Source organism: Bacillus sp. ChL18 (assembly GCF_026241425.1).
In the GTDB taxonomy this organism is placed as follows: domain Bacteria; phylum Bacillota; class Bacilli; order Bacillales; family Bacillaceae; genus Bacillus; species Bacillus velezensis.
In genome coordinates this window covers 717,833-744,073 of the sequence record NZ_JAPHWE010000001.1, presented here as the reverse complement: position 1 = coordinate 744,073, position 26,241 = coordinate 717,833, and the positions used below count along the sequence as shown (strand labels likewise).

The window sequence follows — 26,241 nt, the reverse complement described above, 5'->3', positions numbered from 1 at the left end:
TAAAGCAAAGAGGTGATGCTTGATCACCTCTTATAATATTTCAGCTAAAATTGTGAGAATTTCCTCATTCTGCTCTTTCGTACCGACCGTAATCCTTAACGCTGTCGGAAATCCGAGCGCCTGTCCTGAGCGGACGATATATCCTTTTTCCAACAGGGCTTGGAACAGTTCATCCGCCGGGCGGTTAAAATCAATGAGCACAAAGTTGGTTTGTGAAGGATAACAAGTTAATCCGTGAGTTTCTGCAAAATCATAATACTGCTTAAGGCCTGCTTGATTTTTCTCGACACATTCCTGAATAAATGTCTGGTCATCAAGCGCTGCCAGTGCCGAAGCCTGACCGATTCTGCTCGTATTGAACGGCTCTCTCGCCGGTTCAATCTGGCGGATCAGCGCTTCGTCCGCAATGCCGTATCCGACGCGCAGCGCGGCAAGTCCGTACGCTTTAGAGAAGGTGCGGAGGATCATGACATTCGCATATTGCTTTAAAAGCGGAATGCTTTCTGGGTAATCTTCCGCCGTGACATACTCGTAGTACGCTTCATCAAGTACAACGAGTATATGCTCGGGAACTCTGTTTAAAAAGGCGATTAGCTCTTGCTCAGAAGTATATGTTCCCGTCGGATTATTGGGGTTGCATACCCATATGACTTTCGTCTTGCCGTCAATTGCTTCCAGCATCCGGTCCAAATCATGAGCGCCGTCACTGCGGAGCGGCACCTCGCGCACCTCAGCGCCTTCAATCACCGCATTGTGTCTGTATTGCGGGAAAGTCGGGGCGGCGGTAATCGTGTTTGCCTGATCATTTAATAAAGAACGGCAGATAATCTGCACAAGCTCATCAGAGCCGTTGCCGAAAATGATAGAAGATTCACTGACCTGCAGATGCTCGCTGAGCCGCGTTCTCAAAGCGGCACTGTAACCGTCGGGATACAGCGCAAGCTGCTCAATCTCCTGATGCAGCGCATCTTTAGCGGCCTGTGAACAGCCGAACGGATTTTCGTTAGAAGCGAGTTTTACTACTTTCTCAAGCCCGTATTCCATTTTCACTTCTTCTATTGGTTTGCCCGGCTGATACGGTTTCAGCTGCCGCAGCTGTTCATTAATCTGCAAATCCAGTCACCTCATTTTACACTGTACAGTCGTCCGAACGTCTTTGCGTATTCTTCAAATTCAAGAAGCGCATCAGCTCTTGTTCCGGGATTCACAAGCTTTGTTTTAAGCTCTTCAACTTTTTTGACAAGCGCGCTGCCGACAACGACACCGTCAGATATTTCATTCATCCCGTCAACCTGTTTGCGGTTTGAAATGCCAAAACCGACCGCCACCGGAACAGAGCTGAATTCTTTCACCTTACGTATGAAAGAGTATACAGACGGATCGAATTCGCTGCGTACGCCCGTCACTCCTAAAGAGGATACACAATACACAAAGCCGCAGGCCTGTTCAGTAATTATTTTCAAACGGTCTTCACTTGTCGGCGCAACCAGTGAGATATAAGCGATGTTCTCCTTTTTGCATGTCATTTGCAAAAGGGCGCTTTCCTCTAATGGAAGGTCGGGTACAAGCAGACCGTCTATGTCGTTTTCCCGCAGTAAAGCGAAAAAGTATTCTTTTTCTAATTGTAACACAGGATTATAATACGTAAAGAGGATAATTGGAATATGAACGCCGTTTTTTTTCATTTTGCCGCCAAGTTCAATTGCTTTTACGATATTCATTCCGTTTTCCAGAGCCCGTTTTGAAGCCCGTTGTATGACGGGTCCGTCCGCAAGCGGATCTGTGTAAGGAACGCCGATTTCAAGGGCAGAAGCGCCTGCATTCTGCAATGATATTGCCAGCTCAACAGAAATGTCAGGAAGCGGATCGCCAGCTGTAATAAAAGGGATAAATAATTTTTCAGAATCTCGCAGATTAAACATGTGTCTCCACCCCGTTTTCCAAAACATTCATCAGCGTATGAACATCTTTATCTCCTCTTCCCGACAAACTGACGAGAATGATTTTGTCTTTATCCATGTCTTTTGCCATTTCAAACGCTTTTGCCAGAGCGTGGGCAGATTCAATAGCCGGAAGAATACCTTCTGTTTCAGAAAGCAGACGTAACGCGGCAATCGCTTCATCGTCTGTCACGCTTTCGTACGTTACACGGCCGCTTTTATGCAGATAGGCGTGCTCAGGGCCGATCCCCGGGTAATCAAGGCCTGCTGAAATGGAATACGGTTCGATAATCTGCCCGTATTCATCTTGTATTAAATAGGTCATTGAACCGTGAATCACCCCGAGCGTCCCTTTTGCGATCGTTGCCGCATGCAGCGGTGTATCAATTCCTTTTCCGGCAGCCTCGGCGCCGATCAGCTCAGTATCTTCGTCTAAAAAGGCCTGAAAAATGCCCATCGCATTGCTTCCGCCGCCGACACATGCAACAACCTTATCCGGGAGCGTTCCTTCAACCCGGCGAAGCTGTTCTTTCGCTTCCTCGCCGATGATTTTCTGAAATTCGCGAACGATATACGGATATGGGTGCGGCCCCACTACAGAACCGATAAGATAGAAATGATCTTCACAATGCTGGACCCAATACCTGATTGCCTCATTCGTCGCATCTTTCAGCGTGCCGTTTCCGCTTGTGACCGGCACCACTTCCGCGCCGAGCAGTTTCATCCGGAATACGTTCAGCGACTGGCGCGCAACGTCTTCTTCACCCATAAAAACCGTACACTTAAAGCCGAATTTTGCGGCGGCTGTCGCGGCAGCCACACCGTGCTGTCCCGCACCGGTTTCGGCGATGATTTTCGTTTTGCCCATCTTTTTGGCAAGCAGAATCTGGCCTAACGCGTTGTTAATTTTATGAGAGCCGGTATGGTTTAAATCTTCTCTTTTCAGATAGATTTTCGCCCCTCCCAAATACTCTGACACCCTGTCTGCGAACGTTAATGCGGTCGGTCTTCCGGAGTAATCAAACAATAGTTTTTTATATTCGGCATGAAAAACGGGATCATTCTTTAGTTCTGTGAAAGCCGTTTCGATTTCCTCAAGGGGCCGCATCAATGTTTCAGGGACAAATTTGCCGCCGAATTCGCCGTATCTTCCGATTTCATTTGGATATGGATACATAGTGGTTCATCCTTTCTTCTAAAAGCCGGATCAGTGTTTGATCCTTTTGTCCGTTTTTTTCAATTCCGCTGGCAAGATCTATACCGCACGGTCGCGATCTCAGTAAGCCTGTAATCGTTCCAGGATTAACGCCGCCCGCGATAAAACAGCGCTTGTTTGCATTTTTAGCCTGCTTTCGGTACAAGGGGACACGGGCCCATGAAAACGCGATTCCCGTGCCGCCTCTCATTCCTTTTACTGAAGAATCAATGACATAGCCGTCGACAGCAGGTGCAAATTGAGTCATCTGACGAAGCGTCCCTTCCCCGTGATGGAGCGCTTTCCATATCTCCGAGCGCACAAGCGGACGGAGACGGCGGGCATGCTCAGGCGATTCATCACCGTGAAGCTGGATGACGTCAAGTGCCAGATCAGAGGCGATTTGCGCGATGTTTTCTATCGTTTCATTTACAAATACTCCGACATGTTTCTTGTCTGTCTGAACCTGCTCTTTCCATTTCCGAACCTCATCCGGCGTTACTCTCCGTTTGCTTGCGGCAAAAATAAATCCCAGATAATTCGCTTCTGAAGCTGCCGCAAGTTCATAATCACGCTTCGATCGTATTCCGCAGTACTTTAACTCAGGTTTTTCCATATCGTCACTCCCCGAACAGTCCGCAGATCGCCTTTTGCTGCGAATCCTCTCTCATTAAGGATTCTCCGACCAATACAGCCTGCGCCCCGTGCTTGTTGACGAATTGCAGGTCAGCCAAAGAACCGATGCCGCTTTCACTGACCAGCAGGCAGCCGTCCGGCACAAGCTGCGCTATTTTTTCCGTTTGCGAAACAGAAGTACGGAACGTTTTTAAGTCCCGGTTGTTTATGCCGAGAATGTCCGGCTGAAACACTTGTAAAATCCGTTCAAGCACATTTTTATCATGGATTTCAACGAGAACGTCCATGCCCTTCTCGCGGGCTTCCAGATAAAGCTCATGAAGCTCTGAAGGTTCCAGCGCTTCCCCGATCAGCAAAATGGCATCGGCGCCGATCCTGAACGATTCCTCCACCTGAAGGGAATCAATAATAAAATCTTTTCTCAGCACGGGAAGAGACACGGTTTGTTTAACATCTGTCAGAAATTGATTTCTCCCCTGAAAAAAACGGGTATCCGTGAGAACCGAAAGGGCGTCGGCTTTAGCCGCTTCATAATCCGCCGCAATCGTTTCCGGAACAAAATGCTCTTTAATCAATCCTTTAGACGGCGAAGCTTTTTTCACTTCGGCAATCAGCCCGATAAAACGGTTCGGGTCCAGGAGCGCTTTTTTAAAAGATCTCCGTTCAATTTGACAGGTTTCCGGCAGCACGATGGATTTGATTTCTTCTTTTTTCTGCTGAATGATTTGATCAAGCATACATTTCTTCCTCTTTCTGTTTCAGACGTTCGAGCTGCCTTTTGGCATCTCCGTTTTGAATCGCTTCTAAGGCGGTTTTCGTTCCTTCTTTCAGATCGCTTGCAAGGCCTGCCGTATAAATGGCCGCGCCCGCATTTAAGGCGGTAATATGCAGAGCGGATGACGGAGCTCTATTTGCAAAAATATTCTGAATGAGGAGCGCGCTTTCTTCCGATGAACTCACTTGAATATCCTTTAGTGAACCTTCTGTAAAACCGAATTGTTCAGGTGAAACGGAATATTCCAGACGTTCACCGTTTTTCAGTTCAACGATATCGGTCGGTGCTGAGATGGACAGTTCATCTAATCCGTCACGGGCCGACACAAGCATGACGTGTCTGACATCAAATTGTTCCAGAGCGCTTGCCATCAGGCGCGCTTTATCAAATGAATAGACGCCGATCACCTGCCGCTTCACCTGCAGCGGGTTGCTGAGCGGGCCCAGCAGATTAAATACGGTTCGGAAGCCAAGCTCTTTTCTTGCGGCGGCGACGTGCTTCATTGACGAATGAAACAGCGGCGCAAACAAAAACCCCATTTGTTTCATTTCAATGCTGCGTTTGACGCTGTCTGGAGTGGCTTGAATGGAAACCCCCAGCTTTTCCAGCACATCCGCACTGCCGCTTTTAGACGAAACGGAGCGATTTCCGTGCTTGGCAACTTTAGCTCCGGCGGCAGAAGCTGTAATTGCCGCTGCCGTGGATATGTTAAACGTAGAAATCCCGTCTCCGCCTGTTCCGCACGTATCAACGACATCCGTCAAGCCACCTGATGTCTGTGCCCGCGCCCGCATCACTTTTACAAATCCGGCAAGCTCCTCCGCCGTTTCACCTCGGTGGGCTAATACCGATAAAATCCCGCCGATCTCAGACTGCGACATGTCCCCGTTCATCATCATTTCCATCAGCTTTTCGGCTTCTCCGGTTTTCAGCGTACGGCCATTAACGCACGATTGCAGAAATTTGTTCATCCGTCTTCTCCTCCCCGCCAGAAAAGATGTCTTCTGCGATTTGAATCGTTTTTAAAAGCGCCCCCGCTTTGTTACAGCTCTCTTCATATTCGGCTTCCGGGACGGAATCGGCGACTATTCCCGCGCCCGCCTGCACCGACGCCGTACCGTTTTTGACACTCATGGTGCGGATGGTAATACACGAATCAATTGACCCGTCAAATCCGATATAAGCGATACATCCGCCGTAGGTTTCTCTGGAAGTCGGTTCTAATTCATTTAAAAGCTGCATCGCGCGGATTTTCGGAGCGCCCGTGAGTGTTCCTGCCGGGAATGCCGACATCAGCGCATCAACGGGATGGATGCCCTGCTTTAAACGGCCGGTTACAACAGAGATGATGTGCATCACATGTGAAAAAGAAACGACCTTTGTGAATTCCGGAACGGCTACGGAACCGTACTCCGCAACTCTGCCGATGTCATTGCGCGCAAGATCGACGAGCATGTAATGTTCAGCTTTTTCTTTTTCGTCATTCATCAGCTCTTTTTTCAGGCGTTCGTCCTCTTCTTTTCCGGCGCCCCTTCTTCTCGTTCCGGCAATCGGATGAATTTCCAGGTGCCTGTCATGCACGCGGATCAGACGTTCAGGCGAACTCCCGACAATGTCTCTGTCAGGCAGTTTGATATAGTACATATAGGGTGAAGGATTGACGATGCGGAGCACCCTGTACAGCTCAAATGAATGTCTGGATACCGGAATGTCAAACTTTTGCGAAAGCACCCCTTGAAAAATGTCTCCCGCTTTTATATATTCTTTCAGTTTATTAACACCGGCCATAAACTCTTCTTTCGTATAATTGGATGTCACATCGGCAAAACTTGGCGTGTCAAACGTTTCTTTGGAAAAAAACGGCTCTTTCATATCTTTCGATTCTGTCAAAATACCGATAAGCTTACGAAGCTCCGCGCAATTCTCTTTGAAAACGGCCCGCTTTTCTTCCTCCGTCTCCCGGCCGTTAAGCTCCGCATATTGAATGAAATGCACTTGTTTCGTTTCGTGGTCGTACGCGATGATTTTCCGGCAGACAAACAGCATGCATTTTTCGAAATCTGTTACTTTCGCGTGGCTTGGCACGGAAGGCTCAATCAAAGGAATCATGTCATAGCTCAGATAACCGACCGCTCCTCCCGCAAATGGGATATCAAGCTCTGGTGTTTTAATGCGGAAGCTCTCATTCATCCAGTCAAGCACGGCTTTTAATTCTCCGGCTTCAAACAGCGTATGCCCGTTTGGATCAGCGGCAGTGAATGTGTTATGACTCTCTTTAATCGTGATAAAAGGATCGAGGCCGATAAAAGAGTATCTCGACCAGCTTGACGACTCATCCTTGCTTTCTAAAAGATACGTAATGTTTCTGTCCAGTTTTTCAACCATCTGAATGGGTGTGATCGTGTCGACCGTAAAAGTCTCTGCGATTGGAATGGTGCGGTGTGTCAGACTGTCCTTTAAAAATAAAGAAACATCCGATTGTAAATTCATGATTCTCCTCCTTACGGTAAGGAGAATGAGATGAAGAGTGAGAGGAGTCTTGCGTATAAGAAATAAACCCAAAAGAAAGGCTTCTTTTGGGCAGAATAAAAACGTGTTTATCTCAGCTCAGCTAAACTCATTCTCTGCTACCCTATTCTAAACTCAACTGTTCAATATCTTACTTACCAGCTCTATACACACTCTTGTGTATTTCTAAGCTTTGTTTATCGTATTACATGTCAGTATTTTTTGTCAATGATAAATCCGGCCTTAACACAACGGCTTTTTCTAAATAGACATGCTTGATTTCATCCTGAGGCGTATCCGTCTGAACCGTCATCAGGACACGGATACACTTTTGCAGAGCGCCGGTGACATCCATTTCCTGCATGCACGTCACCGGGACGTACTGCCACCCGGAAAGGCGGCGGACCGCTTTTGCCGGAAATACGGAATGGATATCAGGCGTGGCGGATAACAGGATCTGTACAACGTCTTCCGGCTTGCATCCATTTTGTTCAATGATTTTTTCAAGCAGCTGCTGTGTTTTTTCTAAAATTTCTTGTTCGGTGTCTTGTTCCACCGTTGTTGCTCCGCGAATGCCGCGTATCATCATGCTGTTTCCTCCATTCGCCATTTGTTCAGCAAATTTTCGAGCTCATCTTTTGAAAGCATGCAGTCCCGCGCTTCGCCTAATTCCTTTAACACGATGAACTGTGTCATGCCTCCGCGCGTTTTTTTATCATTCATCATCCGAGCGGAGAGAACCGGCGTTTCAATATCTTGTCTGATGCTTCCCGGGTAGCCGAGCCCAATCAGCCATTGTGTGAGTTCTTTCCTGTTCATCATGCAACCCGCAACCTGTTCACTCACGTAAAGGGCAAACTGCATGCCGAGGGCGACCGCATCTCCATGTGTAATCCGGCCGTAGCCATATTCCGCCTCAACGGCATGGCCGAGCGTATGGCCGAAATTCAGAAAAGCTCTTATCCCCTCTTCCTTTTCGTCCTCACGCACGACGGCCGATTTGATTGAAATTCCTTTATAAATCATTTCATTCAGCTCAGCGCTTGTCAGTCCTTGCAACGTGTCAAACGTGAGAAGTTTTTCTAAAAAAGCATGATCGGCGATAAACGCGTGTTTGATCACTTCAGCCATGCCCGATCTCAGCTCTTGTTCCGGCAGGGTTTTCAGAAGCTCCGTATCGTAAATCACCGCTTTCGGCTGATAAAACGCGCCGATTAAGTTCTTTCCGAGTTTATGGTTGACGGCCACCTTGCCGCCGACCGCGCTGTCATGGGCAAGCAGTGTCGTCGGCATTTGAATGAAATCAATTCCGCGCATAAAAGTTGCTGCGCAAAAGCCGGCCAAATCACCCGTCACGCCGCCTCCGAAGGCGATCATACATGAGGAGCGGTCCATATGGAAAGCGATCGCTTCCGTTTGAATCCGTTCATACTCTTTTAGAGACTTCGCTTCTTCTCCGCTTGGAACGATCACTTTTTTCACGGGCCATGTTTCGTTTAAAAGTCGGAACATCTCATCACCGTAAAGCCGGTCAACTTCAGCATCGATGATGAGAAGGATCTTTGTCAGCGGCCTGTTCAGTGAAGACAAAAGGGCAGCGGCCTGTTTCCTTATGCCTTCACCGATATACACGGGATATGCGGAGGAAGCTGTCCGAACCTCAAGCTCTTTCATCAGAATTCCCTCGATAATTTTTTCATGTTTTCAACATTTTCTTTAATGCGGTCGATCTGGTCAAGCCCGAATTGTTCGACGACTGCATTTGCGATTTCCCAGGCCACTGCTGCTTCAGCCACTACGCTTGCTGCCGGAACCGCGCAGCTGTCTGAACGTTCAATGCTCGCTGTAAACGGTTCTTTCGTTTCAATGTCGACGCTTTTCAGCGGCTTGTACAAAGTAGGGATCGGTTTCATAACGCCGCGGACGACAATCGGCATTCCCGTCGTCATACCGCCTTCTAATCCTCCGAGCCTGTTTGTGGCGCGTGTATAGCCTTTCTCTTCATCCCATACGATTTCATCATGAACTTCACTGCCGTTTTTGCCGGCCGCTTCAAAACCGATGCCGAACTCTACGCCTTTAAACGCGTTAATCGACAGAACGGCAGCAGCGAGCTTGCTGTCCAGCTTACGGTCATAGTGGACATAGCTTCCGACACCGACCGGCATACCTTCGACGATCACTTCAACGATTCCGCCGATCGAGTCGCCGTTTGCCTTCGCTTCATCAATGGCTGCCATCATTTGACGGCCTGCTTCTTCATCGTAGCATCTGACCGGTGATTCTTCCGTTACCCGTTTGAGATCCTCAATGGATGTGTAATCGGTTTTCTCTGCTTTTACGCTGCCGATTTGCAGGACATGCCCGGCGACTTTAATGCCAAGCTCCGCTAAAATCTTTTTAGCGACGGCTCCGGCAGCCACGCGAACCGTTGTCTCACGCGCGGAAGATCGTTCTAACACATTTCTCATATCACGGTGATTATACTTAATAGCACCGTTCAAATCTGCGTGTCCGGGTCTCGGTCTTGAAATCTGGCGTTTCATTTCACTTTCTTCTTCTTCTGTAATCGGTGCGGCGCCCATGATTTTTGTCCAGTGAGTCCAATCTTTATTTTCTACAACGAGCGCGATGGGCGAACCGAGTGTCCGGGCATGCCGCACGCCGCTTGTGATCTTCGCTCTGTCCGTTTCAATCTGCATGCGGCGTCCGCGGCCGTGCCCTTTTTGACGTCTGGCAAGCTCAAAATTAATGTCTTCTTCAGTTATATAAAGCCCCGCAGGCACACCTTCTATAATTGTCGTCAGCTGCGGACCGTGTGATTCTCCGGCTGTTAAGTATCTCATTTCTTTCTTCTCCCTTCATCGCATTAACGCTTTTAAGTAAAACTATACCACAAGTTTTCATTAAATGTCTTCTATCTTTTTTGATAAAAAAATGTATCAGTGCTCTCAAGGCCGAATTTTTCCGGGCTGAAAATTTGTTCTGTACTGCCGACAAACAGAATTCCGTTCTTTTTCAGACTGCCCGCCATTTTCACATACAGCTCTTCTTTTGCTTTTTCAGTAAAATAAATAAAGACGTTGCGGCAGACGATCAGATCAAAATCCTGTTCATAGCTGTCGGCAAGCAGGTTGTGCCGCTTAAACCGGATGTTGTTCTGAATCTCTTGTTTTACTTGATAACTGTTGTCAGCCTGCTTGGTGAAATAACGGCTTTTCACGGAAGCCGGCACCTCTTGCAGCGAGCGTTCCTGATAGATGCCCCGCTTGGCTTTGCTTAGCGCCTTTTCATCAATATCTGTCGCCAATATATCAAATCCGGCCAGTCCCGTCTGCTGATTGAGAATCATAGCCAAAGTATAGGGCTCCTCTCCCGTTGAACAGGCCGCACTCCATATTTTTAACGGTTTGTTATGCTTTATTAACGGAAGAATTGAGGTTTCAAGAACTTCCCACCGTTTATAATTTCGGTAAAATTCAGAAACATTGATCGTCATTCTGTCCAATGTTTCGTTTAATAAAAGCTTGTCCTTTTCCAAAGCGGCGGCAAATTCCTGAAAATCTCTGAACCCCTTCTTTTCATAAAGGGACGTCAGCCGCCTTTTCATCTGTGCTTCTTTGTATAAAGATAAATCAACGCCGGTTATTTGTTTCCACTTGGTGATAAAAATTTCGTAAGGCTCCATTGCTTCTCTCCCAATCTCGCTGTCTTTTGTCCTAGTATAGCCTGTTTTCTGTCGAAATTGTACGATTTCAATAAAAAAATCAGCCCGCGGGCTGATTTGTGAGAAACGAAAAGACAGGGCAACGCAGCCTCTGTCTTTTTTAAATGATGTAAACCTTTTCATAATACGAGAAAAAGAAAGGCTGACGGTTTAGTACACCCAGTCGGCCATTAATTTTTGATACGGTACAAGCTCTTCCTGTTTAAAGAAAATGTGAATTTCCCTCTCAGCGCTTTCTAAGGAGTCTGAACCGTGAATGATATTTTTGCCGACAAACATGCCGTAGTCACCGCGGATTGTGCCCGGCAGTGCATCTTTCGGGTTCGTTTTTCCGATCAGCTGTCTTGTGATCTCTACTACATTTTCCCCTTCCCATACCATTGCAAAAACGGGTCCTGATGTAATGAATTCCACAAGCTCGCCGAAAAACGGCTTCCCTTTATGTTCAGCATAATGGTTTTCAGCCATCTGTTCTGAAACTTGCATTAGCTTGGCTCCTGCCAATTGTAAGCCCTTACGCTCAAATCTGGATAAAATCTCTCCGATCAGCTGGCGCTGTACGCCGTCCGGTTTTACCATGATAAAAGTTTTTTCCATAAGATTCTCCACCCCATCATTATGTATAGGCTTTCAAGTTGCACACCGAAATCGTAACATCTTTCTGACAATTAATCAATCCAGGGCGGAGAATGTTCACATCTTGTTCGTAAAAGGAATTTAAAATTTCCGTTTGCCGATATATTTGGCGATGGCGGCCAATGATGAGCGCGCACGTCCTCTCGGCAGTGTATTCAGTTTTTCAAACGCTTTTTTTAAGTACCTGTCACTGACGGCCATTGATTTTTCAATCGCGTCTGTGCGTTTAATATTTTCAATAATGGGGGCGAGCTGCTCCTGTGTTGTTTCACTGTTAATTAATTTCAGCTGATTTTTCAATTCAGGCTGACGGAGTGCATACAAAACGGGCAGAGTGACATTTCCTTGCAGCAGATCCCCTCCGACCGGTTTTCCCAGTTCCTCTTCCGTTGAAGTGAAATCAAGAATGTCGTCAATAATCTGATAGGACATGCCCACGTAATAACCGAACCAATATAATGCTTTGTGAATCTTCTCATCAGCTCCCGAAGCGATGGCGCCGAGCTGGCAGCTGACGGCAATGAGAAGAGCCGTTTTCCGTTTGATGCGGCGCAAATAGGTTCTGAGGTTTTGCTCCATATTGTATTTATCTCTGATCTGTTCAATTTCTCCGAGGCATACTTCTACGATGGTTTTGGACAGGATCCGGTGGGCTTTCGGCTCATCCAATCTCGTCATCATCTCAAGTGAGCCCGCAAGCATATAATCACCGGTATACATGGCGATGCGGTTGTCCCACTTGGCTTTGATGGTCGGTTTTCCCCTCCGCAGCTCGGCGTCATCAATGACGTCGTCATGCACGAGGGACGCCATATGAATCATTTCCAGCGTCACCGCAACATATTTTATTTTATTAATGTCATAGTCGCCGAACATGCCGGAAAGCAATACGAAAACAGGGCGGATCCGCTTGCCGCCCGCCTGGAGCAGATGGAGCCCGGCTTCACTCAGCAAGGGATAGTCTGACCGCACCGTTTGCTCAAGCTCCCTTTCGATCACATCAATATCGTCATTTAAAAAAGAATAGGCCATTTTAAATTTCATATCATTCACCCAAACATCTGTATATTCATCATTTCCAACCGATATGCGTAGCGGCCACTCCGCCGGTAAACGAATGGTATTTGACATTCGTCAGGCCCGCTTCTTCAAACAGACGCGCAAGTTCTTTCATACCGGGAAATTCTCTTGCCGATTCTTGAAGCCAAGAATATTCTTTATAGCTCTTCGCAAACATTTTTCCGAAGAAAGGCATGATGTATTTAAAATAAAGAAAATATGCCTGTCTGAATCCGAACATTTCCGGCTGGGATGTTTCCAGACATACGACCTGCCCGCCCGGTTTGACGACCCGCCGCATTTCTTTCAGCACGGTCAGATAGTCGGGAACGTTTCGCAGCCCGAAGCCGATGGTGACAAAATCAAAAGAATCATCAGCGAAAGGAAGCTCCATCGCATTTCCGTGCAAAAGCTCAATTTGGCTGTAACCGCCCTCTTTCACTTTTTTCTCACCGATGCTCAGCATATTTTTGCTGAAATCCAGTCCTTTGATTTCGCCGCTTTTTCCGGCCGCTTCTGCGAGGGCAATCGTCCAGTCAGCCGTTCCGCAGCAGACATCAAGCGCTTTTGTGCCTTCTTTTACATTCATGATCTGCATCGTTTTATCGCGCCACTTTTTATGCTGCTGAAAACTGATAACAGAGTTCATTTGGTCATAATTTTTATAGATTTTTTCAAACACGCCGTGTACGCGCTGTTCTTTTGACTCCTGCATGTTGATTACCCTTCTTCCACTTTCTGATGATATGTTTTGTCCTGGCTGATCGCTTTAAGCCGGTTCAGCATGAGGTTTTGGATTGGTGAATTGAGCGGCAGCAGCGTTTCAATGCTTTGCTTTGCCTTTCGGAAGCTATCTTCCATTATGTCAGCCTTTGATTTCCCTGACTTTACAATATTGCCGATGACATCGAGAAATATAGCATTGCCGTTCATCAGCCGCTTATATACAAAAAAATCACTCGCCAGCTCTTTCCAGCGCGGAAGATTAAAGTGGTCTGACACTCTGTGAAACAGGGCCGCTTCCACAATCGCCATGCTTTCGATCAATTGATTCAAGTCATTGACAGACCGATCGTACAGACGGATTTTATGCTCATTGATTTCTTTAATTGCCGTAGCGAGCGTCCGAATCATATAGATATCCTTCATTTCAGACAAAAGCGAATAATACAGTCCGCTGAAATAGTCGCCGGCAAGCACGGTGAGCTGCCGGTTTTTATTTTCGTCTCGCTTTAACGCTCTGGCTGTTGTCACTTCATCGTGGGTATCAAGGGCGCTTTGGACAAGCATCGCAGTTACTATGTAATTTTCTCTGTCGTTGTTCTTAATGTCCGCCTCTTCAAACAAAGCGTGAAAAAGAAGAAGCTTATCCTCATCGATTTTAGGCGCAGAAATATGTTTCGCTAAATAAGGATGAGACAGCTTTTGTTTTAATTTCGTATTTAGATTCGCTAAAGTTCCGTAGATGTCTTGCAAAAATATCACCCTTGTCCCCAAATTCACATTTATTCTAATATGTATGAGATTTACTCGTCATTATTATACGCAGGTATCATTATAGCATAAAAAAAAGAAATTGGCTGTATTCTCCCGCCGTTTGCGGGCATTTGGCAAAAGCGGGAAACAGCCGGCTTATTTTTTTTCGCTGTTCATTTCTCCGTAAGCGGTCTGGATGAGGGCGTTGCCTCTCACTTTGATGGCAGAGGTATGCTCAGTAAACTGAGCGATAATCACTTCGCCTTTGTCCAGTTTTTCGGAATGGTGAAATTTCGTATCCGTTCCTCTCGTTAAACCGATGACGTTCACGCCGTCCTCGACCGCTTTAATGACGACAAAATCACTTGAATGCTTTGAATTCATATCTGCACCCTCTATCATTATTAATCCGCACGTTTAATATGTTCTAACACTTCGGAACGCGCCGCTGCGTCATCTTTAAAAATACCTCTTACAGCGGAAGTCACTGTTTTTGCGCCCGGCTTTCTTACGCCCCTCATCGTCATGCACATATGCTCAGCTTCGACAACAACCATGACGCCGTGGGGATCTAAGGTCTCTACGATGCTTTCTGCAATCGTTGAAGTGATGCGCTCCTGCAGCTGCGGGCGTTTTGAGACGGCTTCCACCGCCCGCGCCAATTTACTCAGGCCCGTCACTTTGCCGCCGCGCGGAATGTAGGCAATATGCGCTTTTCCGTAAAAAGGAACAAGGTGATGTTCACACATGGAATGAAACGCGATATCTTTTACAAGAACAAGCTCCTCATGGTCTTCTCCGAAAACGGTTTTAAAGTGTTCTTTCGGGTCTTCATTTAATCCCGAGAATACTTCCGCGTACATTTTTGCCACGCGTTTCGGCGTATCTAAAAGCCCTTCCCGGTCCGGGTCTTCTCCAATCGCCTCTAAAATCTGGCGAACCGCCTGTTCAATCTGTTCTTTATTAACTTCTTTCATTGTCTGTGTCCTCCACCATTGAATACATTTAATTTCGATTCTAGCACATTTGCCGCGCCAAAAGCAAAACGAAAGTCCTGCCCGGTGACCGAGGCTGCTTAAATATGAAAAGCCCCTTTATCAAGGGGCTTTTCTGTGAAGAAACAAAGTGTATGTATCAGATGCATACACGATCTATATTCACAATTATTTTCCTGCAACAGCGTCTTTAAGAGCTTTACCTGGTTTGAAAGCAGGTACCTTGCTTGCAGGGATTTCGATTTCTTCACCTGTTTGCGGGTTACGTCCTTTACGTGCAGAGCGCTCGCGCACCTCAAAGTTACCGAAACCGATCAGTTGGATTTTATCACCGTTTTTAAGTGCATCTAAAATCGTATCAAAAACAGAATCAACTGCTTTTGTAGCGTCTTTTTTAGACAATTCGCTTGCTTCAGCAACCGCATTGATTAGTTCTGTCTTGTTCATGCCTTTCACCTCCTCCCAAAAGGGTATCAAATCAGCAGTTTATTATCATTTCTTCACAGTTCAGCCTGATTCTAAACCTGTCTGATAAAAAATCAAAGCAGGGAAGAACAGACAAGTAAACGGCTTTTCAAAAGAAAACAGACACTTTGAGGAATGTTTGTCCAACAAAGTGAAGATTTTCTGTATGTAGAGTAACACATATAAAAAGCCATATCAAGCATTTTAAAGCCTCAATCCCTTGCTCGTCAAGGTTTTCACGTGTTTTACCGAACAAATATTCCTTTTTTTGCTTTTTTCCTCCTAATCCTTGATTGATTTCCAGTATCTAAAAAGAATAAAAAAAGACCCCCCGTTTCAGGAAGAGGTCCTTCAGCTTACAAAATAATGGCGATCAGGCCGCCTGAGCCTTCGTTAATAATTCTCTCCAGCGTTTCTTTCAGTTTATATCTCGCATTTTCCGGCATGAGTGACAGTTTTGCGGAGATTCCTTCTCTTACGATAGAGCTCAATGATCTGCCGAAAATATCGGAGTTCCAGATAGAAAGCGGATCATCTTCAAAATCCTGCATTAAGTAGCGGACAAGCTCTTCACTTTGTTTTTCCGTCCCGATGATCGGCGCGAATTCACTTTCCACATCCACTTTGATCATATGAATGGACGGAGCGACCGCTTTGAGCCTTACTCCGAACCTTGATCCCTGTCTGATGATTTCCGGTTCATCAAGGCTCATATCGGCTAAGGCCGGGGCGGCAATGCCGTAGCCGGTCTGTTTCACCATTTTCAGCGCATCTGATACCTGATCATATTCTTTTTTCGCGTGGGCGAAGTCCTGCATTAATTCAAGCAGGTGGTCTTTCCCGCGGATTTCAACACCGACTACTTCTTTTAAAATCTGGTCATATAAATGATCCGGCGCATACAAATCAATTTCTGCGACACCCTGGCCAAGTTCGATTCCGGCCAGACCGGCGCTTTCAATAAACTCAAATTCACTGAAGTGGCCGACAACCCGGTCGACATCGCGCAGGCGTTTAATATCTTTTACGGTTTCTTTCACTGATTCCTGGTAGCTCTCTCTGAGCCAGTGATTTTCTTTCAGCACCATGACCCAGCTCGGAAGGTTGACATTGACTTCCAGCACAGGGAACTCGTAAAGCGCTTCTCTGAGGACGCTTAACACATCTGTTTCCCGCATGCTTTCAACACTCATGGCGAGGACGGGAATATCATATTTCGCGCTTAATTCAGCTCTGAGCGCTTCTGTTTCCGGGTGGTACGGTTTTACCGAGTTGATGACCATAATAAACGGTTTGCCGACTTCCTTCAGCTCGTCGATGACTCTTTCTTCCGCTTCCACGTAATCGCCCCGCGCAATATCGCCGATTGAGCCGTCTGTCGTAATGACGACCCCGATTGTGGAGTGTTCCTGGATGACTTTTCTCGTACCGATTTCCGCTGCCTCATGAAAGGGAATCGGTTCTTCGTACCAAGGTGTATTGATCATTCTCGGGCCGTTTTCATCCTCATATCCCTTCGCCCCGGGAACCGTATATCCCACACAATCCACAAGACGGATGTTGACATCAAGTCCTTCCGCGACATGAACGGACATGGCTTGATTCGGGACAAATTTTGGTTCTGTGGTCATTATCGTTTTTCCTGCTGCGCTTTGCGGAAGCTCATCCTGCGCCCGCGCTCGATCGGCCTCATTGCTGATATTCGGGAGCACCACGAGCTCCATAAATTTTTTAATGAATGTAGATTTCCCTGTACGGACAGCGCCAACGACTCCTAAGTATATATCGCCCCCTGTTCGTTCAGCGATATCCTTGAAAATATCGACCTTTTCCAAGTGATCCCCTCCCGGACTTCCTATCCTTATCATTTTTCATTCACCATTCTCCAATCAAATACAGGACACTATATGTGTATGACGTTGTCCTATTTCAATATGACATCTTTAGAAAATTTTCAGGCAGTCTTTTCTATCAAAATCAAAAAAACCTTTCTCCCTATTTGTATGCGCGGGAAAAAGGTTCATTCCTGTTTCGTTTGACTTTCTAAAAAAACAGGTTCCTGTTTTTCATTTACGGTGTATGTGACTGAAAAGGCCGGGACGAAAGGAGTCTCTTTCCATAAAATATCCTGAATTTCCGCGCCCGGTTTGATTTTCTTTTTGTTTTCCTTCAGGCAGCGGGCGAGATCGACGCGATAGTCGGCATAGATTTCTCCGTCAGCGCCGATTAAAAGCGGCAGAGACGTGCCTGAAACCGGACTTTTGACTGAAGGAGAGTCTTTCATGCCGAGCTTTTTTTTATTTAAAGTGAACAGCCCTTTTGAAACGGCGTCCTCATAGGGAGGATATGTATGCTTTTCCTGATACATTTTGACACGCAGCTTCATGTCGCGGATTGCTTCCGCCATTTGGAGATCGACCAGCTTGACGGTCGGCTTATGTTCCACATCGACAAGCACGTATTGGTACATTCCCCCGCTTTCATAAGCTGAGGCCGGCGGCTCCTCTATGTATCTGGGCGCGAGCCGCTTAAAATCTATCGGATATTTTTGATAGAGCGGTGTTTTCATATCTTTTGTCTGAATCGGCAGAAGTCCGCCGTTCGCCTTTTTAAATTCATCCACTGCCGCTTGCACCTGCTGAAGCTGATGTTTGTAAGATACTTTATTTTCAGTTTTTTTTGCTTCAGGGTACAGACAGCCGGACAGCAGAAGCACCGCCATTGCCGTTATGACGGCCATTTTTAACTTATGCATTCCGCGCCCCCTTTCGGCTTTATTCATTGACAGGCCCGCTGAAAACGACCATTAACACGATCAATCCCGAGATGACCATGCAGGCATAAGCGAGTGAAGAAACCGCTGCTTTTATCAGTTTGTTTTTCACTTTGTACCTGCTGACATAAATAGAGGCCACCGCAACAAACATTAATCCCATAGCACCAAGCGCAAACCACATTTTCATCAATGCCACACTCACGTTCGTGCCCCCCGTCCCATCATTGTAAGCGTTATATTTCATTTTAATATACAAATGTTGAAAAGATCAACAGGTTTTCCATCTATTGAAAAAACAAAAAACTGAAGCAAAGAGGGGGACTTTGCTTCAGTCAAGTTGACTATATTCACCTGTACGTCTGAGATACACTCTCTTGGACTTCGATGCTATAGTATGCGTAGATGCGTACGTCTGCATCCTCTTCTGCCTAAATCAGCAAATGTTTTAAGCGATTTCAGCCGGAGAGTTCTGCGTTTTGGACTTTCGTCACTTCAGAATATGCTGACGGCATGGTATTGTCACTTCACCCGGTTTTCGAATGTGTTGACCAAGTCTTCCATCTCATGGGTTTTCACTCTGGCCATTAAGGATTCTACGGCTGTTTCTACCTTCTGCCCGTTAAATAATACTTGGTGAAGCGCCTCTGTGATCGGCATTTTCACTTGGTATTTTTGAGACAGCTGATACGCAGCTTTCGTCGTCCGCACGCCTTCAACAACCATCCCCATCTTATCCAGGACAGCTTCCAGCTTATATCCTTTGCCGAGCAGGTTGCCGGCGCGCCAGTTTCGGGAATGAACGCTTGTACACGTCACGATTAAATCGCCTACGCCGGTCAGGCCGGAAAAGGTGAGCGGATTTCCGCCCATCTTTGTGCCGAGTCTGGCGATTTCAGCAAGACCTCGGGTGATTAAGGCCGCTTTTGCGTTATCTCCGTATCCCAATCCGTCTGTAATCCCCGCTGCAAGAGCGATGATATTCTTTAACGCTCCCCCTATTTCAACACCGATCATATCCGGATTGGTATAGACGCGGAAATGCTGGTTCATGAATAAATCCTGAACCGCTTCTGCAGCCTTGATATTTTTTGAAGATGATGTAACAGTCGTCGGGTGTCTTAATCCGACTTCCTCAGCGTGGCTCGGCCCTGAAAGCACGACGATGTCTTTTCTGTACTCCTCAGGCAGCTCCTCTTCCATTAATTCTGAAATGCGGAGAAGCGAATCCGGCTCAATTCCCTTGCTGACATGAACAAAAATCGGTTGTTTCGGGATGTACGGCAGAGCCTTTTTCAGCACTTCCCGAATGGCTTTTGTCGGAACTGCCACAATGATGAAGTCAGCTCCTTTTAAAGCCTCGCTTAAATCAGCTGTACCGATGATAGAACTTGATAGCTCCACCCCCGGCAGGTAATCTTTGTTTTCATGCAGTTCGTTGATTTGATCGATCAATTCGGCACGGTGTCCCCACATCATGACTTGATGTCCGTTATCAGCCAGCACTAAAGAAAGTGCAGTGCCCCAGCTTCCCGCTCCAAGCATTGCCACTTTTTTCATCTCTGTATCACACCTTTTTATTTTCTTGCTCTTGCAAATATTTTAATTGGCGTACCTTCAAATCCGAAAGCGTCCCGGATTCGGTTTTCTAAAAAGCGTTCATAAGAAAAATGCATCAATTCCGGATCGTTGACAAAAACAACGAAGCTCGGCGGCTTAACAGCGACTTGAGTCGCATAGTAAATTTTCAGACGGGAGCCGTTGTGCGTCGGAGTCGGATTCATGGCGACCGCATCCATGATGACATCATTTAAGACATTTGTCTGCACGCGGAGAGAGTGGTTTTCACTCGCTTTAATAATCGCAGGCATGAGTGTATGAATCCGCTTTGTCGTCAGTGCCGACATAAACAGCACCGGCGCGTAATCGAGAAATTGGAAATGCTCCCGAATATTCTGTTCAAATTCTTTCATCGTGCGCTCGTCTTTATCAACGGCATCCCATTTGTTTACGATAATGACGACGGCTTTCCCGGCTTCATGGGCGTATCCGGCGATCCGCTTGTCCTGCTCAAGGATGCCTTCTTCTGCATTCAGCACAACGCCGACGACGTCTGAGCGGTCAATGGCTTTTAACGCCCGAAGCACACTGTATTTTTCTGTTGTTTCATATACTTTACCCTTTTTTCTCATCCCCGCCGTGTCAACGATTACAAATTCCTGCTGATTGTAGGTGAACGCCGTATCCACTGCGTCTCTAGTCGTTCCGGCTACGTTGCTCACGATAACCCGCTCTTCGCCGAGCATCGCATTGACAAGGGATGATTTTCCGACATTCGGGCGGCCGATCAGGCAGAATTGAACGACATCATCACTGTACTTCGTCTCCGGAATGTTTTTAAAATGCTCGGCACAAGCATCGAGCAAATCTCCCAATCCTAAACCGTGTGTGCCCGAAATCGGATACGGTTCTCCAAAGCCGAGCGCATAAAAGTCATAGATGTTCGCTCTCATTTCGGTATTATCTAATTTATTAACGGCTAATACGACCGGTTTTTTCGTCCGGTACAGTATTTTTGCCACTTCTTCATCCGCAGACGTCACACCTTCGCGGCCGTTCACCATAAAGATGATCACATCAGCCTCGTCCATGGCGATTTCAGCCTGCTGGCGGATCTGTGTCAGAAACGGTTCATCTCCGATATCAATTCCGCCCGTATCAATCAGGTTAAAATCATAATTCAGCCATTCCGCCGAACTGTATATCCGGTCCCGCGTCACTCCGGGGGTATCTTCTACTATTGAAATTCTTTCACCCGCAATCCGGTTAAAGATTGTGGATTTTCCCACATTCGGTCTTCCGACAATGGCTACGACAGGTTTACCCATAGTACCCTTCCTTTCAATCCAGCCGCTTACATTTTCACAAAAAATTGTTCAACCGGTTATTAAAAATCATCTTCGCTATGAAAAGAACCCTTCAAACAGAAGGGCTTAACTCATTTATTATATCAGTTTTCACTGAGATCACAATGTATTCTTCAAAATGTTTCGCATTCATGTAACAGTCTCCGTCTGTTTTCAAGACATTTTCGTCGCTCCTTTGCCCTGCTTTTTGCTTTTTTGGCTGATGCGCGCCGCAAGCTGTTCATATGTAGTCAGCCCGACGAGAAGAATCACTCCCGCCGAACAGCCTGAAAGCCATTTATAATCCCCGACGGCTGCCGCACCCGCAATATTGCGGATGACCGCAGCATACAATAGCTCCCCCTGGCACATGCCGAGAACAAAAAGACAAAGCCTCTCAGGGAACCGCCCCTCAACAGAAAGCGTAATAACGGTAAGCAGTATAACCGCCGCCCATTCAGGTTTTATGATAAACCAAACAGGATCATATAATGCAAAAAGAAAAATAAAGCCGTACGCCGCAGCCGCCGTCAGATGAATCACAATATTACGGAGCCGTTTATGCATGCCGAGGCTTCCCGCATAAACAAATGCCGCAGCAAAAAACATGACATATGCCGCGTTCAGCGTAAAATAAGCCGTAATCTCATGTATGCTTGCCATCATATTAGTCAAAATAAAGACTGATACGTAAAAACGGCTTTTTGTTTTGGCAAAAATAAAAGTCGCAAGTATCCATAAAAACCACATTGACCAGTAATAATAAAACGGTTCCATAATCGCTCCTCCTCTGATCAGTATGGAGCGGGAACGCATTTTTTAAACCAATATACCTGGAAAGGAGCGGATAAGGATGGGAAAAGACAGACAGGAGAAAAAACTGAAAGCCTCCCGCCGGGTGGAATCTGATCGCGATGATTCGATTCACCATAAAGGAGCGACAAGCCTTGAGCAAAACGGGGAATTCCGAAAAAGAAAATCGTAAAAAACAGAAAAAGGCATGCGGGTCCGCATGCCTTTTAACGTCTGCTGAAACGGGATGTGTCAATTCCCCGTTCAGAAAGCCAGTGATGTGTGTCACCTTTTATGACCAAAGGCGCCTTTTGCAGTTGGGCAACCGATTGGCATCCGAGGGCGGTCATAATCATTTTCAGCTCTTGTAAAAGCGCCGTCATCTCGTCAAACAGGCCCTCTTCTCCTTTAGAGGTGAGAGCTTTCAGGAAAGTGCCCGCCATTCCCGCGCTGGAAGCACCGAGGGCAATCGATTTGGCGACATCCAGGGCACTTTGCAGCCCGCCGGATGCGATAATTGATTGATCAGCGGAGAGCGAGTGGATTTCCGCTAAGCTTGCGGCAGTGGAAATTCCCCACGTATTAAAAAATTGAAGCGCCTTCTCTCTGCGCATATTTTCGATCTTAGAGAAATTTGTACCGCCGTATCCGCCGGCATCAACTGCTGCTGCGCCAGCATCAAATAACTGCCGTGCCGATTCCCTGCTCATTCCGAAGCCGACTTCTTTGACAAAAACGGGCACTCCCGCTTCCGCCGCAATCCGCTCAATACGGCCGAGAGCGCCAGTAAAGCTTCTGTCACCCTCTGGCATGACGATCTCCTGAATCACATTTAAATGAATCTGGAGGGCATCTGCTTGAATCATATCAACTGCCCTTTTCGCCTGCTCGGCATCCGCCTCGCTGCCTAAATTGGCAAATATCAGCCCGTCCGGATTCTCTTTTCTGACGATCTCGTAAGAACACCGTTCGGAGGGATCTTTTAAAGCTGACATTTGCGAACCGACAGCCAGCGGCATGCCGGCTTTGCGCGCGGCTCTTGCCAGCGATCTGTTAATTTCGTATGTAAGCTGTCCGCCGCCGCCTGTCATCGCATTGATAAAAATCGGCGAACTGCTTGTGAGTCCGCCGATTTTCGTTGATATATCCACTTTTTCCAATGCTAGGTTCGGTAGGCTGACATGAACAAACGTAATATCATCAAGCCCCGTTTCCCGGTTTTGGCCGGTAGACAGCGCATGATTTATATGTTCTCTTTTTCGTTCTGCTCGTGTCACGTTTTATCACCAATTTATTTTAATTTATTAAGCTTGTCTCCGATTAAATCGCCAAGCTGGAAGCCAGTGCTCGGCTCTTCTTTCGCCTGGTATTGGCGGAAGTCCTCCTGATCGGCTTTCGGCGCTTCTTCAAGCTCACGCATGCTTAAGGAAATGCGCTCTTCGCTTTCGTTCACGTCAAGCACTTTCACTTTAACAGTCTGTCCTTCTTCAAGCACTTCATGCGGCGTTCCGATATGTTTATTGGAAATTTGCGAAATGTGCACAAGTCCTTCCACGCCCGGAAGAATTTCAACGAAGGCGCCGAAGCTTACAAGGCGCTGCACTTTTCCTTCAAGCACATCTCCCTGCTTTACCTTTTCGCCGACCTGGCTCCAAGGTCCCGGCAGCGTTTCTTTAATAGATAAAGAAATACGCTCGTTATCGCGGTCTACGGACAGTACTTTCACTTTTACGTCCTGACCTTCTTCCACCACGTCAGACGGTTTTTCGACGTGTGAATGAGACAGCTGAGAAATATGAACAAGCCCGTCAATTCCGCCGATGTCGACAAATGCGCCGAAATCAGTCAGACGCTGCACTTTTCCTTCAAGCACGCTTCCAACCTCAAGCGTTTGGAGAAAATCATGCTTTTTGGCTGTCTGTTCTTTTTCCACTACAGCCCGGTGTGACAGAATCACCCGGTTTTTATCACGGTCGAGTTCAACGACGATAAGAGAGAGGTTTTTCCCTTTATAGTCAGTGAAATCCTCGACGAAATGAGCTTCGACAAGTGATGCGGGAATGAAGCCGCGAACGCCGATATCAACGACGAGACCGCCTTTCACCACATCTTTCACTTCAGCTTCAAACACATCTTTTGTGTCGAATTTTTTTTCAAGGTCTTCCCAAGCGCGGTCAGCATCAACGGCACGTTTAGATAAAATCAAAGCATCGTCTTCCACTTTTGTTACTTTCAGGTCAAGCTCGTCGTCAACTTTTACGACATCCGATGCTTTCTCTACATGAAGACTTGATAATTCACTGATTGGAATGATTCCGGACTGTTTGACATTGACAATTTCGACATCTACATGCTTGTCCTCTACCTTTGTCACAATCCCTTTTACTACATCTCCAACCTCTGGCACTTGAACATCAATTTGATTCATTTCCTCTGTCATTTGAATAACCTCCTTGGTCCAAACCTACACAGCTTAATTAATACGGTTTGAAAGCTGAACATGTGAATGTCCGCTTTTCAGCCGAATATGTATTAAAGAATCATCCAAAAAAGATTTTGAATGATCAATAAAAAGTTTTATTAGTATTAACTTCTAATAAATGGACTGGTTTGTCAAGCAATAACATCTTGTCTTTCGAAAAAAATTATAAAGCGCTCCGCCCGAAGTTAACGTGATTTCTGTTCGACGATCTCCAGAATTTTTCCTGCGACTTCGGCAATGCTGAGTGACGTCGTATCGATTTCAATCGCGTCTTCCGCTTTGCGCAGCGGGGAAACTTCCCTCTCTGAATCGAGTTTGTCGCGTCTGGCAATTTCTTCAATGAGCGTCTCGTAATTCACGTCATAGCCTTTTTTCTTATTCTCTTCATATCGGCGCTTCGCTCTTTCCTCTACGGACGCGAGCAGAAAAATTTTCACTTCGGCATCAGGCAGCACGTGAGTACCGATATCACGGCCGTCCATGACGACACCGCCTTTTTGTCCGAGCTGCTGCTGTCTTTTGACCATTTCTTCTCTGACGCCTTTATGCTTGGCGGCGATTGATACTTGGTTGCTGACTTCGTCTTTTCGGATTTCTTCTGTCACATCTTCTCCGTTTACCAGAACGATTTGTCCTTCCGGAGCGGATACAAGCTCAATTTCCGTACGCTTCAGCAGCTCTGTAAGCGCGGCTTCATCAGTTAAATCGGCATTCTGCTTGAGCGCCGTATATGTAATGGCACGATACATCGCTCCTGTATCAATGTACACATATGATTTTCTCTCAGCCACTATTTTAGCAACGGTGCTTTTTCCGGCAGCGGCCGGCCCGTCGATCGCAATTGATAATTTCTTGTCCATAATCTCTCTCCTTGCTCTTTACTCCTCTATGGATTGTATCATGAACTGCCGGAAAAGGGGCGAAAAAATTGAGCTGATTTACCGCTTTACCGTTTCAATCCATTCTTTTTTCTCCATTTTATCAACTCCCTCATATTTCACAGCTTTCGAAATATAAGGTTCAATAGGCTGATAATGAAGCAAAAATTGCACCGCGCCCAAAATGATAAGCTGAATGCAGACCAATTTGACCAGCAGACGTTCAAACGTTTTCATACACGCGCACCTCCATTAGGATTAGTATGGAAAAGTGCGCTGCTGTTTATTCCGACAGACTGTTTCTTCTCTGCTGCAGCTGCGCGCGCATGCAATATTGGAGTAAAAGCTGCTGCGCTGCGGGGCCGATTTCTGTAAATTCAAGCGTCATTTTTTGTTTATCCGCCTTTTCATCATAAAAAATCCGCTGGGTAAGAGCCTCAGCAGTAATATCCGCCGTATTTTCCTTGCCGGGAAGAGAAAATGAGACATACAGCTTTTCACCTGGTTCCGCGGAAATATGCTCAGGCATCACAACAGCGATTCCGCCGGCGCTGATATTAGAGGAAACCGTTTGGAAAGCGGTTTTTTTCGCTTCCATTTTGACGGATACACCCAATACTGCGTCTGCACGGACGTATCGGCGTCTTTGAATCCGCTTCATTTCTTCCTGAGGGGGGATGTCCAATCCGATCATCGGGATGGGGTCTTTTTTCTTTCCTTTGATTATGCTTTTAAATTGATACGGCACTTGGCCATTCCCCATAAATTCCGCTGTTATTTCCAATCCTTTATGCAAAAAGACCGTCCGTCCCGAATCCAGATCGACGGGATATGAGATGTGCAGTTCGCCGTTTTCAACGCTTACTGCTTTGCTCCTCGCTTTTTTGGGTTCATTGTTCTCTATGTATTCAATCCAAATATAATCTCCGACAGCTATCATGGGCCTTCACTCTTTCATTATTTATGCTTTTATTAAAGCATGTAACGAAAAAAAGGAA

30 protein-coding genes are annotated in these 26,241 nt (G+C 46.5%); 1 reads left to right on the top strand and 29 read right to left on the bottom strand.

Features of this window, described 5'->3' with window-relative positions; translation table 11 throughout:
• Nucleotides 1-30: 30 nt before the first annotated feature.
• The 24 genes from hisC to OQ477_RS03720 all read right to left on the bottom strand — a co-directional run bounded on the left by hisC (nt 31) and on the right by OQ477_RS03720 (nt 21,868).
• Nucleotides 31-1,113, bottom strand: coding sequence for a histidinol-phosphate transaminase (gene hisC / locus OQ477_RS03835; protein ID WP_265971443.1), 1,083 nt, complete (start codon nt 1,111-1,113; stop codon nt 31-33).
• Nucleotides 1,114-1,124: 11 nt separating this feature from the next.
• Nucleotides 1,125-1,922: a tryptophan synthase subunit alpha gene (trpA, locus tag OQ477_RS03830; RefSeq protein WP_007612229.1), complete on the bottom strand. Its 798-nt coding sequence runs from the start codon at nt 1,920-1,922 to the stop codon at nt 1,125-1,127.
• Nucleotides 1,915-3,117 (bottom strand): tryptophan synthase subunit beta, encoded by a 1,203-nt coding sequence (gene trpB, locus OQ477_RS03825; protein ID WP_014418255.1) that lies wholly within the window; start codon nt 3,115-3,117, stop codon nt 1,915-1,917. The genes trpA and trpB overlap by 8 nt, the downstream gene beginning before the upstream one ends.
• Nucleotides 3,098-3,751 carry a phosphoribosylanthranilate isomerase gene (locus OQ477_RS03820; RefSeq protein WP_265971441.1) on the bottom strand — a complete coding sequence of 218 codons (654 nt, stop codon included), beginning with the start codon at nt 3,749-3,751 and terminating at the stop codon, nt 3,098-3,100. The genes trpB and OQ477_RS03820 overlap by 20 nt, the downstream gene beginning before the upstream one ends.
• 4 nt (nt 3,752-3,755) lie before the next feature.
• Nucleotides 3,756-4,508 (bottom strand): indole-3-glycerol phosphate synthase TrpC, encoded by a 753-nt coding sequence (gene trpC, locus OQ477_RS03815; protein WP_265971439.1) that lies wholly within the window; start codon nt 4,506-4,508, stop codon nt 3,756-3,758.
• Complete coding sequence (gene trpD, locus OQ477_RS03810; protein ID WP_265971437.1) at nt 4,501-5,517, bottom strand: anthranilate phosphoribosyltransferase; 1,017 nt, start codon at nt 5,515-5,517, stop codon at nt 4,501-4,503. Before trpD ends, trpC begins: the two co-directional genes overlap by 8 nt.
• Nucleotides 5,489-7,036, bottom strand: coding sequence for an anthranilate synthase component I (gene trpE, locus OQ477_RS03805; RefSeq protein ID WP_105937574.1), 1,548 nt, complete (start codon nt 7,034-7,036; stop codon nt 5,489-5,491). Before trpE ends, trpD begins: the two co-directional genes overlap by 29 nt.
• A gap of 223 nt (nt 7,037-7,259) precedes the next feature.
• A complete protein-coding gene (gene aroH / locus OQ477_RS03800; protein ID WP_003153463.1) occupies nt 7,260-7,643 on the bottom strand; it encodes a chorismate mutase in 384 nt (127 codons plus the stop codon).
• Nucleotides 7,640-8,728, bottom strand: coding sequence for a 3-dehydroquinate synthase (aroB, locus tag OQ477_RS03795; protein ID WP_265971432.1), 1,089 nt, complete (start codon nt 8,726-8,728; stop codon nt 7,640-7,642). The genes aroH and aroB overlap by 4 nt, the downstream gene beginning before the upstream one ends.
• Nucleotides 8,728-9,900 (bottom strand): chorismate synthase, encoded by a 1,173-nt coding sequence (gene aroC, locus OQ477_RS03790; protein WP_003153459.1) that lies wholly within the window; start codon nt 9,898-9,900, stop codon nt 8,728-8,730. The genes aroB and aroC overlap by 1 nt, the downstream gene beginning before the upstream one ends.
• A 71-nt stretch (nt 9,901-9,971) precedes the next feature.
• Nucleotides 9,972-10,742, bottom strand: coding sequence for a protein-glutamate O-methyltransferase (locus tag OQ477_RS03785; protein ID WP_105937573.1), 771 nt, complete (start codon nt 10,740-10,742; stop codon nt 9,972-9,974).
• Between the two features lie 189 nt (nt 10,743-10,931).
• Nucleotides 10,932-11,378 (bottom strand): nucleoside-diphosphate kinase, encoded by a 447-nt coding sequence (ndk, locus tag OQ477_RS03780; RefSeq protein ID WP_007409456.1) that lies wholly within the window; start codon nt 11,376-11,378, stop codon nt 10,932-10,934.
• A 120-nt stretch (nt 11,379-11,498) separates the two neighbouring features.
• A complete protein-coding gene (hepT, locus tag OQ477_RS03775; RefSeq protein WP_003153454.1) occupies nt 11,499-12,461 on the bottom strand; it encodes a heptaprenyl diphosphate synthase component II in 963 nt (320 codons plus the stop codon).
• A 28-nt stretch (nt 12,462-12,489) separates the two neighbouring features.
• On the bottom strand, nt 12,490-13,191 hold the full coding sequence (gene menG / locus OQ477_RS03770) for a demethylmenaquinone methyltransferase (protein ID WP_265971428.1): 702 nt from the start codon (nt 13,189-13,191) through the stop codon (nt 12,490-12,492).
• 5 nt (nt 13,192-13,196) lie between these two features.
• Entirely contained in the window at nt 13,197-13,952 is a 756-nt protein-coding gene (gene hepS / locus OQ477_RS03765) for a heptaprenyl diphosphate synthase component 1 (RefSeq protein ID WP_007409455.1), read from the bottom strand.
• A gap of 156 nt (nt 13,953-14,108) precedes the next feature.
• Nucleotides 14,109-14,336: a trp RNA-binding attenuation protein MtrB gene (gene mtrB / locus OQ477_RS03760; RefSeq protein ID WP_003153449.1), complete on the bottom strand. Its 228-nt coding sequence runs from the start codon at nt 14,334-14,336 to the stop codon at nt 14,109-14,111.
• A 20-nt stretch (nt 14,337-14,356) separates the two neighbouring features.
• Entirely contained in the window at nt 14,357-14,929 is a 573-nt protein-coding gene (folE, locus tag OQ477_RS03755; RefSeq protein ID WP_003153448.1) for a GTP cyclohydrolase I FolE, read from the bottom strand.
• Between the two features lie 186 nt (nt 14,930-15,115).
• Nucleotides 15,116-15,394: a non-specific DNA-binding protein Hbs gene (gene hbs / locus OQ477_RS03750; RefSeq protein WP_003153447.1), complete on the bottom strand. Its 279-nt coding sequence runs from the start codon at nt 15,392-15,394 to the stop codon at nt 15,116-15,118.
• Nucleotides 15,395-15,768: 374 nt separating this feature from the next.
• On the bottom strand, nt 15,769-17,247 hold the full coding sequence (spoIVA, locus tag OQ477_RS03745; RefSeq protein ID WP_007409454.1) for a stage IV sporulation protein A: 1,479 nt from the start codon (nt 17,245-17,247) through the stop codon (nt 15,769-15,771).
• Nucleotides 17,248-17,432: 185 nt separating this feature from the next.
• On the bottom strand, nt 17,433-18,167 hold the full coding sequence (locus OQ477_RS03740) for a hypothetical protein (protein ID WP_007612249.1): 735 nt from the start codon (nt 18,165-18,167) through the stop codon (nt 17,433-17,435).
• A gap of 19 nt (nt 18,168-18,186) precedes the next feature.
• Complete coding sequence (locus OQ477_RS03735) at nt 18,187-18,390, bottom strand: DUF2768 domain-containing protein (RefSeq protein WP_003153435.1); 204 nt, start codon at nt 18,388-18,390, stop codon at nt 18,187-18,189.
• 317 nt (nt 18,391-18,707) lie between these two features.
• Nucleotides 18,708-19,745, bottom strand: a complete 1,038-nt coding sequence (locus OQ477_RS03730) for an NAD(P)H-dependent glycerol-3-phosphate dehydrogenase (RefSeq protein ID WP_095315672.1) — start codon at nt 19,743-19,745, stop codon at nt 18,708-18,710.
• A 17-nt stretch (nt 19,746-19,762) separates the two neighbouring features.
• Nucleotides 19,763-21,073 (bottom strand): ribosome biogenesis GTPase Der, encoded by a 1,311-nt coding sequence (gene der, locus OQ477_RS03725; protein WP_003153433.1) that lies wholly within the window; start codon nt 21,071-21,073, stop codon nt 19,763-19,765.
• A 192-nt stretch (nt 21,074-21,265) separates the two neighbouring features.
• On the bottom strand, nt 21,266-21,868 hold the full coding sequence (locus OQ477_RS03720) for a hypothetical protein (protein ID WP_265971426.1): 603 nt from the start codon (nt 21,866-21,868) through the stop codon (nt 21,266-21,268).
• Between the two features lie 76 nt (nt 21,869-21,944).
• Here OQ477_RS03720 and OQ477_RS03715 point away from each other — a divergent pair, with 76 nt between their 5' ends.
• Nucleotides 21,945-22,076 (top strand): YpzI family protein, encoded by a 132-nt coding sequence (locus tag OQ477_RS03715; RefSeq protein ID WP_003153429.1) that lies wholly within the window; start codon nt 21,945-21,947, stop codon nt 22,074-22,076.
• A gap of 34 nt (nt 22,077-22,110) precedes the next feature.
• On the opposite strand, the gene fni is transcribed toward OQ477_RS03715, so the two are convergent.
• The 5 genes from fni to OQ477_RS03690 all read right to left on the bottom strand — a co-directional run bounded on the left by fni (nt 22,111) and on the right by OQ477_RS03690 (nt 26,183).
• A complete protein-coding gene (gene fni / locus OQ477_RS03710; RefSeq protein WP_061862336.1) occupies nt 22,111-23,160 on the bottom strand; it encodes a type 2 isopentenyl-diphosphate Delta-isomerase in 1,050 nt (349 codons plus the stop codon).
• 14 nt (nt 23,161-23,174) lie between these two features.
• Nucleotides 23,175-24,323, bottom strand: a complete 1,149-nt coding sequence (gene rpsA, locus OQ477_RS03705) for a 30S ribosomal protein S1 (RefSeq protein ID WP_265971423.1) — start codon at nt 24,321-24,323, stop codon at nt 23,175-23,177.
• A gap of 227 nt (nt 24,324-24,550) precedes the next feature.
• Nucleotides 24,551-25,225: a (d)CMP kinase gene (cmk, locus tag OQ477_RS03700; RefSeq protein WP_038458993.1), complete on the bottom strand. Its 675-nt coding sequence runs from the start codon at nt 25,223-25,225 to the stop codon at nt 24,551-24,553.
• 78 nt (nt 25,226-25,303) lie between these two features.
• A complete protein-coding gene (locus OQ477_RS03695) occupies nt 25,304-25,480 on the bottom strand; it encodes a YpfB family protein (protein WP_003153420.1) in 177 nt (58 codons plus the stop codon).
• Nucleotides 25,481-25,526: 46 nt separating this feature from the next.
• Nucleotides 25,527-26,183 carry a flagellar brake protein gene (locus tag OQ477_RS03690; protein WP_265971419.1) on the bottom strand — a complete coding sequence of 219 codons (657 nt, stop codon included), beginning with the start codon at nt 26,181-26,183 and terminating at the stop codon, nt 25,527-25,529.
• Nucleotides 26,184-26,241: the final 58 nt, after the last annotated feature.

What these genes read in the sequence shown, in the direction of transcription:
- OQ477_RS03695 (WP_003153420.1), bottom strand. Translation starts at nt 25,480, where the DNA reads ATGAAAACGTTTGAACGTCTGCTGGTCAAATTGGTCTGCATTCAGCTT.
- aroH (WP_003153463.1), bottom strand. Translation starts at nt 7,643, where the DNA reads ATGATGATACGCGGCATTCGCGGAGCAACAACGGTGGAACAAGACACC.
- menG (WP_265971428.1), bottom strand. Translation starts at nt 13,191, where the DNA reads ATGCAGGAGTCAAAAGAACAGCGCGTACACGGCGTGTTTGAAAAAATC.
- OQ477_RS03820 (WP_265971441.1), bottom strand. Translation starts at nt 3,751, where the DNA reads ATGGAAAAACCTGAGTTAAAGTACTGCGGAATACGATCGAAGCGTGAT.
- OQ477_RS03785 (WP_105937573.1), bottom strand. Translation starts at nt 10,742, where the DNA reads ATGGAGCCTTACGAAATTTTTATCACCAAGTGGAAACAAATAACCGGC.
- aroB (WP_265971432.1), bottom strand. Translation starts at nt 8,728, where the DNA reads ATGAAAGAGCTTGAGGTTCGGACAGCTTCCTCCGCATATCCCGTGTAT.
- trpA (WP_007612229.1), bottom strand. Translation starts at nt 1,922, where the DNA reads ATGTTTAATCTGCGAGATTCTGAAAAATTATTTATCCCTTTTATTACA.
- OQ477_RS03715 (WP_003153429.1), top strand. Translation starts at nt 21,945, where the DNA reads ATGGGAAAAGACAGACAGGAGAAAAAACTGAAAGCCTCCCGCCGGGTG.
- mtrB (WP_003153449.1), bottom strand. Translation starts at nt 14,336, where the DNA reads ATGAATTCAAAGCATTCAAGTGATTTTGTCGTCATTAAAGCGGTCGAG.
- cmk (WP_038458993.1), bottom strand. Translation starts at nt 25,225, where the DNA reads ATGGACAAGAAATTATCAATTGCGATCGACGGGCCGGCCGCTGCCGGA.
- OQ477_RS03690 (WP_265971419.1), bottom strand. Translation starts at nt 26,183, where the DNA reads ATGATAGCTGTCGGAGATTATATTTGGATTGAATACATAGAGAACAAT.
- hepT (WP_003153454.1), bottom strand. Translation starts at nt 12,461, where the DNA reads ATGAAATTTAAAATGGCCTATTCTTTTTTAAATGACGATATTGATGTG.
- folE (WP_003153448.1), bottom strand. Translation starts at nt 14,929, where the DNA reads ATGAAAGAAGTTAATAAAGAACAGATTGAACAGGCGGTTCGCCAGATT.
- trpB (WP_014418255.1), bottom strand. Translation starts at nt 3,117, where the DNA reads ATGTATCCATATCCAAATGAAATCGGAAGATACGGCGAATTCGGCGGC.
- trpC (WP_265971439.1), bottom strand. Translation starts at nt 4,508, where the DNA reads ATGCTTGATCAAATCATTCAGCAGAAAAAAGAAGAAATCAAATCCATC.
- ndk (WP_007409456.1), bottom strand. Translation starts at nt 11,378, where the DNA reads ATGGAAAAAACTTTTATCATGGTAAAACCGGACGGCGTACAGCGCCAG.
- der (WP_003153433.1), bottom strand. Translation starts at nt 21,073, where the DNA reads ATGGGTAAACCTGTCGTAGCCATTGTCGGAAGACCGAATGTGGGAAAA.
- trpD (WP_265971437.1), bottom strand. Translation starts at nt 5,517, where the DNA reads ATGAACAAATTTCTGCAATCGTGCGTTAATGGCCGTACGCTGAAAACC.
- hbs (WP_003153447.1), bottom strand. Translation starts at nt 15,394, where the DNA reads ATGAACAAGACAGAACTAATCAATGCGGTTGCTGAAGCAAGCGAATTG.
- OQ477_RS03720 (WP_265971426.1), bottom strand. Translation starts at nt 21,868, where the DNA reads ATGGAACCGTTTTATTATTACTGGTCAATGTGGTTTTTATGGATACTT.
- OQ477_RS03730 (WP_095315672.1), bottom strand. Translation starts at nt 19,745, where the DNA reads ATGAAAAAAGTGGCAATGCTTGGAGCGGGAAGCTGGGGCACTGCACTT.
- aroC (WP_003153459.1), bottom strand. Translation starts at nt 9,900, where the DNA reads ATGAGATACTTAACAGCCGGAGAATCACACGGTCCGCAGCTGACGACA.
- rpsA (WP_265971423.1), bottom strand. Translation starts at nt 24,323, where the DNA reads ATGACAGAGGAAATGAATCAAATTGATGTTCAAGTGCCAGAGGTTGGA.
- trpE (WP_105937574.1), bottom strand. Translation starts at nt 7,036, where the DNA reads ATGAATTTACAATCGGATGTTTCTTTATTTTTAAAGGACAGTCTGACA.
- OQ477_RS03740 (WP_007612249.1), bottom strand. Translation starts at nt 18,167, where the DNA reads ATGCATAAGTTAAAAATGGCCGTCATAACGGCAATGGCGGTGCTTCTG.